The organism is Planktomarina temperata RCA23 (assembly GCF_000738435.1).
GTDB classification, from domain to species: domain Bacteria; phylum Pseudomonadota; class Alphaproteobacteria; order Rhodobacterales; family Rhodobacteraceae; genus Planktomarina; species Planktomarina temperata.
The window spans coordinates 2,145,196-2,159,721 of the sequence record NZ_CP003984.1; the positions used below are offsets into that span (position 1 = coordinate 2,145,196).

At 56.3% G+C, this 14,526-nt stretch carries 15 protein-coding genes and 1 riboswitch; of the genes, 4 read left to right on the plus strand and 11 right to left on the minus strand.

Annotation, left to right across the window (positions count from 1 at the left end; genetic code table 11):
- Positions 1-3: 3 nt before the first annotated feature.
- The 10 genes from RCA23_RS10240 to miaB all read right to left on the minus strand — a co-directional run bounded on the left by RCA23_RS10240 (position 4) and on the right by miaB (position 10,369).
- Positions 4-1,002: an aldo/keto reductase gene (locus tag RCA23_RS10240; RefSeq protein WP_044050235.1), complete on the minus strand. Its 999-nt coding sequence runs from the start codon at positions 1,000-1,002 to the stop codon at positions 4-6.
- On the minus strand, positions 989-1,660 hold the full coding sequence (locus tag RCA23_RS10245) for a (d)CMP kinase (protein WP_052377132.1): 672 nt from the start codon (positions 1,658-1,660) through the stop codon (positions 989-991). Before RCA23_RS10245 ends, RCA23_RS10240 begins: the two co-directional genes overlap by 14 nt.
- On the minus strand, positions 1,657-3,006 hold the full coding sequence (gene aroA, locus RCA23_RS10250; RefSeq protein ID WP_044050236.1) for a 3-phosphoshikimate 1-carboxyvinyltransferase: 1,350 nt from the start codon (positions 3,004-3,006) through the stop codon (positions 1,657-1,659). The genes RCA23_RS10245 and aroA overlap by 4 nt, the downstream gene beginning before the upstream one ends.
- Positions 3,007-3,079: 73 nt before the next feature.
- The gene (gene trmB / locus RCA23_RS10255; protein WP_044051481.1) at positions 3,080-3,766 is read right to left on the minus strand and encodes a tRNA (guanosine(46)-N7)-methyltransferase TrmB; all 687 of its coding nucleotides are present in this window, start codon (positions 3,764-3,766) and stop codon (positions 3,080-3,082) included.
- 80 nt (positions 3,767-3,846) lie between these two features.
- Positions 3,847-5,028: a methionine adenosyltransferase gene (gene metK / locus RCA23_RS10260; protein WP_044050237.1), complete on the minus strand. Its 1,182-nt coding sequence runs from the start codon at positions 5,026-5,028 to the stop codon at positions 3,847-3,849.
- 6 nt (positions 5,029-5,034) lie between these two features.
- Positions 5,035-5,081: riboswitch (SAM-SAH riboswitch) on the minus strand.
- Entirely contained in the window at positions 5,076-6,572 is a 1,497-nt protein-coding gene (gene lnt, locus RCA23_RS10265; protein ID WP_044050238.1) for an apolipoprotein N-acyltransferase, read from the minus strand. It overlaps the preceding riboswitch by 6 nt.
- Positions 6,547-7,434, minus strand: coding sequence for a transporter associated domain-containing protein (locus RCA23_RS10270; protein ID WP_044051482.1), 888 nt, complete (start codon positions 7,432-7,434; stop codon positions 6,547-6,549). Before RCA23_RS10270 ends, lnt begins: the two co-directional genes overlap by 26 nt.
- A gap of 8 nt (positions 7,435-7,442) precedes the next feature.
- Entirely contained in the window at positions 7,443-7,946 is a 504-nt protein-coding gene (gene ybeY, locus RCA23_RS10275) for an rRNA maturation RNase YbeY (protein WP_169701391.1), read from the minus strand.
- Positions 7,943-8,941 (minus strand): PhoH family protein, encoded by a 999-nt coding sequence (locus tag RCA23_RS10280; protein WP_044050239.1) that lies wholly within the window; start codon positions 8,939-8,941, stop codon positions 7,943-7,945. Before RCA23_RS10280 ends, ybeY begins: the two co-directional genes overlap by 4 nt.
- Before the next feature lie 96 nt (positions 8,942-9,037).
- Positions 9,038-10,369: a tRNA (N6-isopentenyl adenosine(37)-C2)-methylthiotransferase MiaB gene (miaB, locus tag RCA23_RS10285; protein ID WP_044050240.1), complete on the minus strand. Its 1,332-nt coding sequence runs from the start codon at positions 10,367-10,369 to the stop codon at positions 9,038-9,040.
- A gap of 115 nt (positions 10,370-10,484) precedes the next feature.
- On the opposite strand from miaB, the gene RCA23_RS10290 reads away from it, so the two are divergent.
- Positions 10,485-11,348, plus strand: coding sequence for a hypothetical protein (locus tag RCA23_RS10290; RefSeq protein ID WP_044051484.1), 864 nt, complete (start codon positions 10,485-10,487; stop codon positions 11,346-11,348).
- A gap of 8 nt (positions 11,349-11,356) precedes the next feature.
- Here RCA23_RS10290 and irr read toward each other — a convergent pair whose 3' ends face one another.
- The gene (gene irr, locus RCA23_RS10295; protein ID WP_044050241.1) at positions 11,357-11,791 is read right to left on the minus strand and encodes a Fur family transcriptional regulator Irr; all 435 of its coding nucleotides are present in this window, start codon (positions 11,789-11,791) and stop codon (positions 11,357-11,359) included.
- 156 nt (positions 11,792-11,947) lie between these two features.
- On the opposite strand from irr, the gene fabA reads away from it, so the two are divergent.
- The 3 genes from fabA to RCA23_RS10310 are packed head-to-tail and all read left to right on the plus strand — an operon-like array spanning position 11,948 to position 14,494.
- Positions 11,948-12,457 (plus strand): bifunctional 3-hydroxydecanoyl-ACP dehydratase/trans-2-decenoyl-ACP isomerase, encoded by a 510-nt coding sequence (gene fabA, locus RCA23_RS10300; RefSeq protein ID WP_044050242.1) that lies wholly within the window; start codon positions 11,948-11,950, stop codon positions 12,455-12,457.
- Between the two features lie 14 nt (positions 12,458-12,471).
- Positions 12,472-13,701, plus strand: coding sequence for a beta-ketoacyl-ACP synthase I (gene fabB, locus RCA23_RS10305; protein ID WP_044050243.1), 1,230 nt, complete (start codon positions 12,472-12,474; stop codon positions 13,699-13,701).
- 4 nt (positions 13,702-13,705) lie between these two features.
- Positions 13,706-14,494, plus strand: a complete 789-nt coding sequence (locus tag RCA23_RS10310; protein ID WP_044050244.1) for an enoyl-ACP reductase FabI — start codon at positions 13,706-13,708, stop codon at positions 14,492-14,494.
- Positions 14,495-14,526: the final 32 nt, after the last annotated feature.

Below are 14,526 nucleotides of genomic sequence, written 5' to 3' on the forward strand. Positions count from 1 at the left end.
GCTTTAGGCATAGCGCTCAGGCCCGGCCCATTGTGCCTCGGAATAGCGGTCCCCATTGATCCAACCCATGGGGAGCGCCGCTTCGACCGCGGCCAGCTCCTCTGCGCTCAAGCCATAATTTGCGCCCGCCACAAGGGCCTTGAAATGGTCTAGGTTGCGCGTGCCCGGGATGGGCAGGATATGGTCCCCTTTGGCCAAACACCAGGCAATCGCCAGACCCGCCGCCGTCAAACCCATCTGTGCGGCTAGGGCGCGAAAACCTGCGGCCGCTTTGATGTTCATGCTCAGGTTTGGCTCCATAAAGCGGGGGTTATTGGCCAAAAACGGCATGGATTGCACCGCCTCGCGCCCATGCGGTGCATCGGTCAAGAGGCTTCGCCCAACCGGGGAAAAGGCCACAAAGGTCGTGCCCAGATCGGCGCAGGTCTGCAAGATTCCCAATTCCGGCGTGCGCGTCGAGAGGGAATATTCCGACTGAAGCGCCGCCACGGGATGCACGGCATGGGCCGCTCTGAGGGAGGTGGGAGAAATTTCTGAATAGCCAAAACCACCGATTTTGCCTAATTTTATGAAGCCTGCGAGGGTTTCAGTGACCTCTTCAATGGGCACAGACGGATCGCGGCGGTGGATATAATACAGATCAATGCACTCCACCCCAAGACGCTCAAGGCTATTGTCCAATTGCTCTGTCAGATAGGCCGCTTCATTGTTGAACAAGCGGTTTGGATCTTTGCGATCTGTTATTCCGCCCTTGCTGGCGATGTGAAAAAACGATCGTGCTTGCGGGTTTTCTGCCAAATAGGCACCGATATGACGCTCTGAACCGCCCATGCCATAAACGCTGGCCGTGTCGATATGGCTCACGCCCTGATCTCGCGCGGCATCTAGGATGGCAAATACCTCTTCGCGGCTCACCTCACCGTAGAAGTTGGAAAACGACATGGCGCCGATGCCCAGCCGTGAGGTCGTGGCGCCACTGTGGGGAAAGCTACGGTTTTTCATTCGGGAAATCCTTTTCAATGGCCGCAATGGCCTGCGCAATCGCGGCGCTGAGAGTCAGATCAGACGTATCAATCAGCACCGCATCCTGTGCGGCCACCATCGGGGCCGTGGCACGGGAGCTGTCGCGGGCATCGCGCGCGATGACATCCTGTAAAACCTGCTCAAATGTGGTCTCGGCACCGCTGGCCAGAAGCTCTTTGAAGCGCCGCTCGGCGCGCACTTCAGCAGCGGCGGTGACAAAAAGCTTGACCTCAGCTTGCGGCACAATCACGGTCCCAATGTCGCGCCCGTCCAAAACTGCGCCGCCCTCCCGGCGGGCAAAGCGGCGCTGAAACTCCAGCAATTCCGCCCGCACCTCGGGCATCACGGCCACATCAGAGGCCGCCCTTGCCACCTCTGCGCTGCGCAGACTGTCGCCTTGCAAATCATCCGCCGTGAGGTTTTGCGCCGCGCGCAAAGGATCGGAGCCGGTCAACACCTGCGCCCCAACGGCCCGGTACAAAAGCCCCGTGTCCAAATGCGCCAAGTCAAAATGCGCCGCAATCGCACGGCTGATCGAGCCTTTTCCAGCGGCAGCCGGCCCATCAATGGCGATGGTGAAGGCGGCGCTTGCGCACGATGGCTTGCGCGGAGTTGACTTGGCCTGCTCTGCGCTCATTCGGAGGTCCGCGCGATAGAAGCACCCAATGCTGCCATCAATGGCTCAAAAATCGGAAATGACGTGGCCACCGGACCGCCATCATCAATCGACATGCCCTCACGCGCACCCATGCCCAGGATCAAAAACGACATCGCAATGCGGTGATCGAGATGCGTTGCGGCCAGAGCGCCGCCTTTGACCGCGCCGCCCAGCCCATGCACATGCCACCAATCGGGACCGTCTTGCACCGTGACCCCCGCCGCACGCAGCCCGGTCGCCATAGCTTCGATCCGGTCACTTTCTTTGACGCGCAGCTCTTTGACACCGTGCATCCGGGTCACGCCATGGGCAAAACTCGCCACCACTGACAAAATTGGATATTCGTCAATCATAGAGGCAGCCCGCTCCGGCGGCACCGCGATCCCCTGCATATCGGGAGAATATTTCGCACGCAGATCGGCCACAGGCTCGCCACCTTCCTCGCGCATATTCTCAAATGTCAGATCGGCACCCATCTCTTGCAAAGTGTAGAACAGACCGGCTCGGGTGGGATTGAGGCCAATATTGGGCACTAAGACGTCAGAACCTTCTACGATCAAAGCGGCACAGACCGGGAAGGCCGCCGACGAAGGATCACGCGGCACAATGATATCCTGCGGGCGCAATTCCGGCTGGCCCGTGAGGGTGATCACCCGGCCCGCATCGGTCTGCTCCACCGTCAACTCGGCGCCAAACCCCACCAGCATCCGTTCGGTGTGGTCGCGCGTGGCCTCTTTTTCAATGACAACCGTTTGGCCCGGCGCATTCAAACCCGCCAAAAGCACCGCCGATTTCACCTGCGCAGAGGGCATCGGCACCTCATATCGCACCGGCAAAGCCTGTGCGGCCCCGATAAGTGTGAGCGGCAAGCGCCCCTCAGAGCGGCCATAGGACTGCGCGCCAAAGAGTGCCAAAGGATCCGTCACCCGGCCCATTGGGCGTTTGTTCAAACTGCCATCACCCGTAAAGGTGGCAGCGATTGGAGAGGTAGCCATAGCCCCCATGATCAGACGCACCCCGGTGCCGGAGTTGCCGCAGTCAATCACATGATCGGGCTCGGCAAAACCGCCCACACCCACCCCATGCACCGACCAGGCGCCGCCACCGTGGTTGATGACCTCAGCGCCAAAGGCCTGCATGGCCTTGCCGGTGTCGAGCACATCATCACCTTCAAGCAACCCTTGAATGCGTGTCTCCCCAAGGCTCAGCGCCCCTAGGATCAGCGAGCGATGTGAGATCGATTTGTCCCCCGGCACATCCGCTTGGCCCCGCAACGGGCCAGATTTATGCGATGTCATTGGAAGTGCTGCGCCATGGCCTGACATATTCGTCCCCTCATAAGTTGACAAAGTGATAGCGCCCTAGCCAAGCGAGGTCCACTGCTGAGCGCGGGTCTATTTAGGATTTTTGGAACGTTAGGTAATGCGGCCGGCGGGCTTCGCGCAGGGCCTTTTGCTCATAACGCGTTGAGATCCAATCGTGCCAAGGCATGCGCCAATCCTCTGGTCCTTCTGCCAGCCAGTCAAAGCCCGCCTTTGGCACTTCTTGCAAAGTTTGGCGCACATAATCCTCAATATCCGTGGCCACGCGAAACTCAGCACCCGCCATCAGGCAGCGGCTCAGGGGCTCGAGATGCTCTGGCGTGACAAAGCGCCGACGATGGTGGCGCAGTTTGGGCCAAGGGTCGGGATAGAGCAAAAAGGCCTTACTCACGCTTCCGTCGGGTAAAACATCCATCAGATCGCGGGCGTCGCCCATGTGCAATTTGATATTCCGAACGCCAGCCTTGCGCATTTTTCCGAGCAACATGGCCACACCGTTGACATAGGGTTCCACCCCAAGAAATTGAACCTCGGGATTGGCCAAGGCTTGATGCACCAGATGCTCGCCGCCACCAAACCCGATCTCCAGCCACAGTGGCTTGCCTGCCGCGACCTGCTGCATGTCGAGCAGGTGCCGCTCGGGATTATCTGCGCGGGAGATCCCGGCGACGCTGAGCTTGGGCAAGTCTTCTTGCAGGTAACGCTCTTGCGCAGCATTGAGCGCTTTGCCTTTGATGCGCCCATAAAAATTTCGATGTTCCATGGCCAGTCTTTCACAAAAAAGGGTGCGCCCAAGCACACCCAATTCGTCAGTGATCAGGGCCCGCTTGCGCGCCCCTGCGCCTACACGGCTTTTTTCAGCGCTTCAACCAGGTCAGTTTTCTCCCAGCTAAAGCCGCCATCGGCCTCAGGCGCCCGGCCAAAGTGCCCATAGGCTGCCGTTCGCTGATATATCGGCTTATTCAGGCCCAAATGCTCGCGAATGCCGCGCGGCGTGAGGTCCATAGATTGCGCAACCGCCCGTTCGATCGCCTCCTCAGCCAATTGTCCAGTGCCGTAGGTGTCCACGTAGATCGACAAAGGTTTAGACACGCCGATGGCATAGGACAGTTGCAGGCTACAGCGTTCGGCCATGCCGGCTGCCACGATATTTTTGGCCAAATAGCGCGCCGCATAGGCCGCCGAACGGTCCACCTTGGTGGGATCCTTGCCAGAGAAGGCGCCGCCGCCATGGGGCGCGGCACCGCCATAGGTATCCACAATAATCTTGCGTCCCGTCAAACCTGCATCGCCGTCAGGGCCACCAATCACAAAGGTCCCCGTTGGGTTGACCCACCATTCGGTGTTCGCTGTGAGCCATTCGGCCGGCACGACCTCGCGGATATAGGGCTCAACAATGCCACGAATATAGGCGCTGTCTTGATCTTCTGAGCGGTGTTGCGTCGACAAGACAATCGACATGATCTCAACAGGTTTCCCGTTCTCATAGCGCAAAGACAATTGTGACTTGGCATCTGGCCCAAGATCTGGCGCGCTGCCGTCTTTACGCACCTCGGCCAACCGCCGCAGAATCGCATGGGAATATTGAATGGGCGCGGGCATGAGCTCTGGGGTCTCTGTGGTGGCATAGCCAAACATGATCCCTTGATCACCGGCCCCCTCATCCTTATCAGCGCCGGCATCCACACCTTGGGCAATATGGGCCGATTGCTCATGCAAAAGGTTGGTGACTTCAACCGTTTTCCAATGAAATTTGTCTTGCTCATAGCCGATGTCTTTGATGCAATCTCGCGCGATTTGCTCGATCTGCCCCATGTGGTGCGAGAGTTTTGCTTTGTCACTCAAGCCCACTTCGCCGCCAATAACAATGCGATTTGTGGTGGCAAATGTTTCAGCGGCCACCCGCGCCTCTGGTTCTTCGGTTAAAAAAGCGTCAAGTACAGCGTCGGAAATTCGGTCGCATAGTTTATCAGGATGACCTTCAGAAACGGATTCTGAGGTGAAAATATAATTTGATCGTGCCATGGGGAGTGCTCCAATAAAATGTAAGCTGCGCCAGGAAGCCGTTGCAGCTAGGACTTCCTAGAAGTCCCGCCTCCAGGCGTCAATGATAATTTAACCCGCCTACGTAAAAAAGCCACCAGCACCAACATTCCGACAAGGATCAACACCCCAAGCCAAGGATTTTTCGCATAAAAAGTCGCAGTGCGGGGCTTGGGGATAGGTGCATCCAGCGCCCCGCGCTCATGGAGATCCAACCGCGCCTCAGAGCGCCCCCAAGGATCAATCACAGCGGTGACACCACGATTGGCCACACGCAGCATCGGCAGACCCAACTCGATGGCGCGGGCGCGCGCCTGGGCAAAATGCTGCGCCGGGCCCTGCCCCTGGCCAAACCATCCATCATTGGTAATCAACACCAAAAGATCGGGGCGCGCCGCCCCGCGTCCCACAAATTGCGGAAAAATCCCCTCATAGCAGATCAGCGGCTGGAGCCGGCCGATCCCTTCAATATCAATATGCGCCGGGCCACTGCCGGCGGAAAATTCCGGAAAATCATAGCCAAAGACCCGAGCCAAATGTCCAAGGGGTATATATTCCCCGAAGGGCACCAAACGGCTCTTGTGATATTCACTCTTCACCTCCCCTTGCGGGCTTACCACGCCCAGGGTGTTGAAATACTGGCCCGCCGGATTGTGGCTTTGATAGCCAACCACAACATGCGCCCCCTGCGCCGCGGCGGCAATATCTGACCGGGCCCAGTCTATCGGCTTATAGACCGAGGTTTCGGGCCAGATGATTAGATCAACCGATGGCCCCGCCTGCGTGAGCGATAAATGCCTTTGATAGATTTCTTCCGTGTTTTCGGGGTTCCATTTGTTTTCCTGTGCCACATTGGGATGTATCAAACGCACCACCGGCCGGCCCTCATCATCAGGGCTTTTGCCCATCTCCAGCCCAGGCACAAAGGGCAAAGAGACAGTCGCGATCAAAACAACCCATCGCGCCGTCGCCCCCCCCCAGGCGATCAGCGCCGCCAAGACCAGGGTCAAAAGACTCATGCCATGGGGCCCAATCATAGCAGCCAATTGATAGGCGGGCGTGTCAATCCACACATAGCCCAGCAAGGCCCAAGGAAACCCGGTGAATAGGTAGGCGCGCGCAAGTTCAGCGGACAATAGCGCAAGACAGATCCAAAGCCCCACGCGCCCGCGCGCCAGAGCAAAAGCACCCCCCCAAAACAGCGCCAAGCCGCCCGCCATGGCCAGCAAGGCAAAGGGGGCCATCCATGCGGTGCCCCGGCCTTCTACCAAGAAGGGCTCCAAAATCCAGGCCAAGGACACCAAAAAATAGCCAAACCCGAGGCTCCACCCGCGCAGGAAATAAGGCAGCGAGGTCTCCGGGCGGATGATCCAAAATCCAAAGGCCAGCCCGACGAGCGTGAGCGCCGGTTGATCCACAGGGGCCTGCCCCAGGCCCGCAAGCCCGCCGGCCACAACAATCAAGGCCCATTGCCCCCATGCCGGCGCTTGCGCCCAAAGCCTATGAGGTGCTGATGGCTCGAACATGGGCTCTCAGCCTTTTGATCCGCCGCGGGTCTGCATCGACGATTTCAAACTCCACGCCAGCCGGGTGTTCGATGACCTCGCCCCGCGCGGGCACGCGGCCCAATAGCATAAAGACCAACCCGCCCAGCGTGTCGACCTCTTCGGGATCCACTTCTGCGACCTCAGACAGATCTCGACCAATTTCCTGCTGAAACTCGTCCAAAGGTGTTTTGGCCTGCGCCAGGTAACTGCCTGGTTTTTCAACAACCCAAAAGGCACCCTCAGCAGGATCATGCTCATCCTCAATCTCGCCAATCACCTGTTCGATCAAATCTTCAATGGTCACCAGCCCATCCGTGCCACCATATTCATCAATCACCAGGGCCATGTGAATTCGGTCGGCCTGCATTTTGGTGAGCAATATGCCAATCGGCATAGAGGGCGGCACAAACAGCAAGGGCCGCAGCATGGACTTAAGCGCCAAACGCCCGCCAGCGCCGTTAAACCCGTGTTTGAGAGCCAGATCTTTCAAATGCACAAAGCCAAGGGGTGTATCCAGGGTTCGATTGTACACGGGCAAACGTGTTAAGCCGGTGTCTCTAAACACATGGACCAAATCTTCTTTGGTGATGGTCACAGGAACAGATTTAATATCCGCCTTGGGCACCATCACATCTTCCACCCGCAATTGCCGCAGGTTCCAGATGCCGGGGATAATTTCCTCCCCCTCGGGCCGGGAAAATTCAGAGCTGTCCATCTGTGGCAGAGAACCACCAAAGAAGGCCCATTTTAAGCGATCCCAAAAGCCCAGCGCCTGTGTCTGTCTACTCGAGGGGTCTTCGGCGGTCTCAGAGCCGCCGGTCGTGTCATCACTGTGTGGCATATCACCAATCATTGGGTTGCGTCATTCACTTCATAAGGGTTGGAAATGCCAAGGCTTGCAAGCATTTTGATTTCAAGGCCTTCCATCACATCAGCATCTGCATCGTCTATGTGATCATAACCCAGAAGATGCAATGTCCCATGTAGTAAAAGATGGGTCAGGTGATCGAGAATTGCAAGCCCAGCCTGCTGCGATTCGCGCAAACAGGTCTCATAGGCGATGGCGATATCACCCAATTCAGGGTCCGTCGCCGGTTTGGGCTGGCCTCCCGGCTTGTGCCCCGACAAATCGGCCGAGGGCCAAGACAGCACATTTGTTGGCTGCGGCTTGCCACGGAAATCTTGGTTCAGCTGGGCAATCTGCGCATCATCACAGGCCATCACCACCGCGCTGCTCTGCGCTGGTAGCGCTAGATATTGCGGTATGACCGCGCCCAGTTTCGTGCCAATCGTCGCCAATTCTTGCGCCTGCCAGCGGGCATCTTCCAAAATGAACTCAAAGCTCAGGCTCATGCGCCATCCGCGTCATAGGCCTCAATAATCGCCGCCACCAACGGATGACGCACCACGTCTTTTGAGGTGAAATAATTGAAGCTGATTTTCGGAATATCCGACAGCAAACGTTCCGCATCGGCCAGCCCCGACTGAACACCACGCGGCAAATCAATCTGCGTGCGGTCGCCTGTGATCACCATGCGGCTTCCCTCCCCCAGACGGGTCAGGAACATCTTCATCTGCATTGAGGTGGCGTTTTGCGCTTCGTCCAGCACCACAAAGGCATTCGCCAAGGTTCGGCCGCGCATGAAGGCCAGAGGGGCAATCTCAATGGCCTTATCTTCCATCAATTTCGCCATTTGTTTGGCCGGTAAAAAGTCATTCAACGCATCATAGAGCGGCTGCATATAAGGATCGACTTTTTCCTTCATATCACCCGGTAAAAACCCCAAACGCTCCCCGGCTTCCACCGCAGGGCGTGACAGGATAATCTTATCCACGCGCCCTGTGATAAACATCGACACGCCCACGGCGACGGCCAGATAGGTCTTTCCGGTCCCGGCCGGCCCAATACCAAACGACAGCTCGTTTTTGAACAAAGCCTCAACATAGGCCTTTTGCGCCTCTGTGCGTGGTTCAACCAATTTCTTTCGAGTTTTAATTTCCACCGCACCGCTACGGAACATTTCCATCTGCTGATCGGCGCGGCCTGCGTCTCCCCCGACCATGTTCATCCTAAGTTCGGCGGTCACATCCGCGGGCGTCACAGGCCGCCCCTGTTCCAGCCGAGTATAGAGCGATTGCAAAATCGCGGATGCCTGCGCCGCCCCATCCGCATCGCCAACCAAAAGCAACAGATTGCCCCGACGCACAATTTGGATGGCGTGATGCGTCTCTATTGTGGTGAGATTGCGATCAAATTCCCCGCAGAGCTCCGCCAAAAGACGGTTATTGGGAAATTCAATCCGGGATTCGTTTTGTGCAGCGATGGCTGTTACGGCGTCTTCTGCCAATGAGGTCCCCTAAATAGGTTTTGCGTTTGTCTCAGACTATAGCGCGATTCTCGCAAGAGAAAGGCCCAGCGCAAACAAAATACACAAAAGAAGAGATCATGCGCGCGGGCGCGCGGGCGCGCTCAAAACCTGCCCTTTCAGCGAGTTTGTCATATCCTTGAGGATCTGCACTGTAATGACTTGCCCAATCATGTCATCGGGCGCCACGGCATGAACCGCGTGGAGATACTCGGATTTGCCGATCAACTGCCCCTCGCGGCGGCCTTTCTTTTCAAACAGAACCTTCACCTCGCGCCCCACCATATCGGCCTGGGCGGCGCGTTGCTGTTCGGTCAAGAGCGCTTGCAGCTCTTGCAGACGGGCCGAGGCCACTTCGGGCGGCACTTCGGCGCGTTCTGCCGCGGGCGTTCCGGGGCGGGCGGAATATTTGAAGGAATAGGCCTGCCCGTAGCCCACTCGACGCACGAGATCCAACGTATCTTGAAAGTCTTGGTCCGTTTCGCCAGGGAAGCCAACAATGAAATCCCCCGACAAGAGCAAATCAGGGCGGGCGCTGCGGATACGGTCGACCAATGCAAAATAGCTTTCGCGCGTATGTTTGCGGTTCATGGCCTTCAAAATGCGATCACTGCCAGATTGCACCGGAAGATGCAGATAAGGCATCAGCTTGTCACATGTGCCATGAGCCTCAATCAGTGCATCATCCATGTCATTGGGATGGCTGGTGGTAAAGCGAATACGTTCCAGCTGGTCAATTTCTGACAATTGCCAAATCAAGCCGGCCAAACCGCCCGCATGACCGTGATAGGCATTCACATTCTGGCCGAGCAGTGTGATTTCGCGCACGCCGCGCGCCACCAAATCGGCGGCCTCGGCCATGACGCGCTCTGCTGGGCGGCTCACCTCGGCGCCGCGCGTGTAGGGCACAACGCAAAAGGCGCAAAATTTATCACAGCCTTCTTGCACCGTCAAAAACGCGGTGGGGCCGCGTTTGGCCTTGGGCCGGCTGGCGAGATGGTCAAACTTATCTTCCTCGGGAAACTCCGTATCCAAAGCGCGCTTGCCGCTTTGCACCCGCGCCTCCATCTGCGGCAATTTATGATAGGATTGCGGGCCCACCACCAAATCAACCATCGGCTGCCGGCGAATAATTTCCGCCCCTTCCGCCTGTGCCACGCAGCCAGCGACGCCAATTTTCAACCCCGGCTTTGCGGTTTTCAATCCACGAAACTTGCCCAATTCCGAATAGATCTTCTCGGCGGCCTTCTCGCGAATATGGCAGGTATTGAGCAAGATCATATCGGCATCATCGGCTGTATCTGTCTGCACATAGCCCTGGGCGCCAAGGGTTTCGGCCATCCGCTCGCTGTCATAGACATTCATTTGACAGCCATATGTCTTGATAAACAGCTTTTTGGTATCGGCCATGGTCAAATCCTTTTTCGGCAGGGCATGCGTGCGGCGCTGATACCGCGTGAATTCCTCCCTTGCAATGCGTGTGAATTTAAGGGATTTTATCGCAAAATTTTATTTAGGCAATTTCATGCAGTTCCCAACGCTGAAGACGTATTTAAACTGGGCCAAAGCCCATGCGCCCAAAGGCCCTTTTGCTTTTATATTTGCACAAGACGATATCGAGCTGACCCATACAGTCGCCCATCATATCAAATTAGGGTTCCGTCAGACGGTGGTGCTGGCCGATGTTCCATTTACCCGCCCCGCAGATCTGCCGGCTGAAGTGACCTTCATTGCGCGGGCTGCAAAATCCTCCTCCGATATCAGCCAAGAGATGAATGCCATCATCTCCGCCCTGCCCCAACAATGGATTTATTGCGGCTACAATGGCGAATATTTATTTTATCCATTTTGCGAATCCCGCAGCATTGGGGAGATCATCGCCTTCAACACCGAAGAGCGCCGCAAAACGATCGCCACGACTGTGGTGGACCTCTATGCGGGGCATTTGGGACACAGCCCGCATGGGGTGGATGTCACAAACGCCTATTTCGATCGGCTTGGGTATTACGCAGAAACCCGGCGGGATGCCGAACACAGGCCGCTTGAGCAGCAACTCAATATCTACGGCGGCTTGCGGTGGCGCTTTGAGGAGCATGTTCCATGGCACAAAAGGCGCATTGATCGCGTGGCTCTTTTTCAAAGCCTGCGTGGGTTAAAATTCCAGCCTGATTTCACCTTCAACCTACCAGAGTTCAACACAATTTCCTGCCCTTGGCACCACAACCTGACCGCCTCAGTTTGCTCGTTTCGGGCCGCCAAAGCGTTGCGTCATAATCCCGGCAGCCGCCATGCCATTTCCAGTTTTCGCTGGCCGGGATCGGAACAGTTTAAATGGCATTCACAGCAATTGATGGATCTGGGTTTTATGGAACCGGGGCAGTGGTTTTAAGCCAAGTGCTAAGACTTGCGGCGCAGCCGAATAACCACATCGACTTTAGCAATTTCCGCCCCCTCTGGTGCGTCAGGCAGTGCCAAGATTTTTAATTGGTCTGCCGGGGCGTCCACCAACTCGGCGCTGTCTTCCCAATAAAAATGTGGATGATCCGTCATATTGGTGTCGAAATAGCTTTTCGCGCCATCCACAGTAATTTCACGCATCAAACCCGCATCACAAAAGGCCCGCAGAGTATTATAGACCGTAGCCAAAGAGACCTTATCTGCGTGATCATTGCTCGCGGCAAACAGGCTTTCGGCGGTTACATGCCGATTTTTGCCATCTCCGATCAAGCGCCGCGCCAAAATCACCCGCTGCCGCGTTGGACGCAACCCGCCCTTGGCCAACCATTGGTCGACGAGCCGATAAGTTTCAACCTGAGCGTTTGTGTGATCCATGGGCCCAATATGACGCCTTGGGACTAATTTTCAATGGCAAAAGTTCAAAATATCAGCCAGCATAGTGAAATCATAAGGCCCAGGCGGCCTTGCCTCATGCCCTCAGACGTATATAGAGCTGTAAGCAAAACCGTTACACTAAAGCAGGAGCCCAATATGCCATCAGATTTTCCGACCTCTTTCGACAAAGACGGTCTTTTGAAATGCGCCCGTGGTGAGCTCTTCGGCCAGGGCAATGCGCAATTGCCCGAACCGCCAATGTTGATGATGGACCGCGTGACGGAGATCAGCAGCGATGGTGGTCTGCACGGCAAGGGGCATGTCATTGCCGAATTCGACATTCATCCTGAGCTTTGGTTTTTTAAGTGCCACTTCCCGGGCGACCCGGTTATGCCCGGCTGTCTGGGGCTGGATGCGCTGTGGCAGTTGACCGGATTTAACTTAGGCTGGCGCGGCATGCCGGGGCGCGGACGGGCCTTGGGTGTTGGCGAGGTGAAATTCACGGATATGGTCACCCCAGAAGTCAAAATGATCACCTATCATGTTGACTTCACGCGTGTTATCGATCGCAAGCTGAAACTGGGCATGGCGGACGGCCGCATGTTTGCAGATGGCAAAGAAATTTATACAACAGCCAACATGAAAGTTGGCTTGTTCACCGATTAAACTAAGGGGATCACATGCGCCGTGTAGTCATCACAGGCCTGGGTATTGTCTCACCCATTGGCAATAATTTCGACGAAGTGACCGATGCGCTGAAGGCGGGTCGGTCTGGGATTGCTTTTGAACCAGAATATGCAGAGAACGGCTTTCGCAGCCGGGTTGCAGGCATTCCTAAAATCAACCCTGCTGATCATATAGATAAGCGCCACATGCGCTTTATGGGCACGGGTGCAGGCTACAACTATCTGGCCATGGAGCAGGCAATTGCCGATTCCGGCCTTGAGGAAAATGAAGTCTCAAATGTCCGCACCGGGTTGATCATGGGCTCTGGTGGCCCTTCGACCGCGAATTTTCACGCGGCCTTTGATGTGGTGAAAAACCGCGGTGGACCAAAACGCATGGGCCCCTTCATGGTGACGCGCTGCATGAGCTCTGCCCATTCTGCGACTCTGGCCACGCCTTTTAGGATCAAAGGCTTGAACTACTCCATCACCTCCGCCTGCGCCACTTCGGCCCATTGCATCGGCAATGCGATGGAGCAAATTCAGCTCGGCAAACAAGATGTGGTCTTTGCGGGCGGTGGCGAAGAGGTGCATTGGTCCCTCTCCTGCCTGTTTGATGCGATGAACGCGATGTCATCGAAGTACAACGATACGCCTGAGACGGCCTCACGCCCCTATGATGCCAACCGCGATGGGTTTGTGATCGCCGGCGGCGGCGGTGTCTTGGTGCTCGAAGAATTGGAACATGCCAAAGCACGCGGCGCAAAAATCTACGCGGAGCTGACCGGCTATGGCGCCACCTCTGACGGGGCCGACATGGTGGCCCCCTCCGGTGAAGGTGGCGAGCGCTCCATGCGTCAAGCTCTAGCCATGTTGGATCCCGACCGAAAGGTGAGCTACATCAACGCCCATGGCACCTCGACACCAGCTGGCGATGTGACCGAAGTGCAGGCCGTGCGTAATATTTTTGGTCAAGGATCAACTCCGCCGATCTCCTCGACCAAATCCTTGACAGGGCATTCTTTGGGCGCAACCTCGGTTCACGAAGCGATCTACTCGCTCTCGATGATGCAAAATAGCTTCATTTCAGCCTCTGCAAACGTGCAAGAGCTCGATCCGGCGCTGGATGCCTCAGAGATTGTCACCACACGGCAAGACGATGTCGAGCTTGATACAATTCTTTCCAACAGCTTTGGCTTTGGTGGCACAAATGCGACCTTAATCATGAGCAAATTTAACGGATAAAATCATGGCAGAACTTCTTAAAGGAAAACGCGGTCTGATCACCGGAATTGCAAATGATCGCTCCATTGCTTGGGGCATCGCGGAGGCTATGAAGGCCGAGGGTGCAGAATTGGCCTTTGGCGTGCAAATGGATGTCTTTGGTGAGAAAGTCAAACCTTTGGCGGCCAATATGGGTGTGGATCTTGTGCTGGATTATAACGTGCAAGACGATGCCAGCACGCAAGCGGCCTTTGACACATTGGCCGATAAATGGGGCGGGCTGGATTTCGCTGTGCATGCCATCGCCTATTCCGACAAGAGCGAATTGACCGGACGGTTCATCAATACCAGCCGCGAAAACTTCAAAAGCTCTCTAGAAATCTCGGCCTATTCCTTCATCGACATGGCCAAGAAAGCTGAGCCATTGATGAAAGATGGCGGCACTTTGATCACGTTGACCTATCAGGGCAGCCGCAAGGCCACCCCTTGGTATAACGTCATGGGCGTGGCGAAAGCGGCGCTGGAATCGGCAGTGGTCTATCTGGCCAATGATTTGGGCCCGCAAAAAATTCGTGTGAATGCGATTTCTCCCGGCCCGATGAAAACCCTCTCTGGCGCGGCCATTGGCGGCGCGCGCAAGACCTTCCGCTTCACCGAAGCCAACACGCCCCTGCGCGCCAATGCCACCAAAGCCTCTATCGGCGGCACCGCTGTCTATTTGGCATCAGATTATGGCGAATGCACCACCGGCGAGACCATTATGGTGGATGGCGGTCTTCATATCCTGGGCCTGCCACAGCCCGAGAATTTCTAAGACCTCCGGGGTCTTAGATACTGTTTCAAAAG

Excerpts from the sequence above, each read along its gene's own strand:
- RCA23_RS10240 (WP_044050235.1), bottom strand. The coding sequence starts at position 1,002 with ATGAAAAACCGTAGCTTTCCCCACAGTGGCGCCACGACCTCACGGCTG.
- RCA23_RS10245 (WP_052377132.1), bottom strand. The coding sequence starts at position 1,660 with ATGAGCGCAGAGCAGGCCAAGTCAACTCCGCGCAAGCCATCGTGCGCA.
- aroA (WP_044050236.1), bottom strand. The coding sequence starts at position 3,006 with ATGTCAGGCCATGGCGCAGCACTTCCAATGACATCGCATAAATCTGGC.
- trmB (WP_044051481.1), bottom strand. The coding sequence starts at position 3,766 with ATGGAACATCGAAATTTTTATGGGCGCATCAAAGGCAAAGCGCTCAAT.
- metK (WP_044050237.1), bottom strand. The coding sequence starts at position 5,028 with ATGGCACGATCAAATTATATTTTCACCTCAGAATCCGTTTCTGAAGGT.
- lnt (WP_044050238.1), bottom strand. The coding sequence starts at position 6,572 with ATGTTCGAGCCATCAGCACCTCATAGGCTTTGGGCGCAAGCGCCGGCA.
- RCA23_RS10270 (WP_044051482.1), bottom strand. The coding sequence starts at position 7,434 with ATGCCACACAGTGATGACACGACCGGCGGCTCTGAGACCGCCGAAGAC.
- ybeY (WP_169701391.1), bottom strand. The coding sequence starts at position 7,946 with ATGAGCCTGAGCTTTGAGTTCATTTTGGAAGATGCCCGCTGGCAGGCG.
- miaB (WP_044050240.1), bottom strand. The coding sequence starts at position 10,369 with ATGGCCGATACCAAAAAGCTGTTTATCAAGACATATGGCTGTCAAATG.
- RCA23_RS10290 (WP_044051484.1), top strand. The coding sequence starts at position 10,485 with ATGCAGTTCCCAACGCTGAAGACGTATTTAAACTGGGCCAAAGCCCAT.
- irr (WP_044050241.1), bottom strand. The coding sequence starts at position 11,791 with ATGGATCACACAAACGCTCAGGTTGAAACTTATCGGCTCGTCGACCAA.
- fabA (WP_044050242.1), top strand. The coding sequence starts at position 11,948 with ATGCCATCAGATTTTCCGACCTCTTTCGACAAAGACGGTCTTTTGAAA.
- fabB (WP_044050243.1), top strand. The coding sequence starts at position 12,472 with ATGCGCCGTGTAGTCATCACAGGCCTGGGTATTGTCTCACCCATTGGC.
- RCA23_RS10310 (WP_044050244.1), top strand. The coding sequence starts at position 13,706 with ATGGCAGAACTTCTTAAAGGAAAACGCGGTCTGATCACCGGAATTGCA.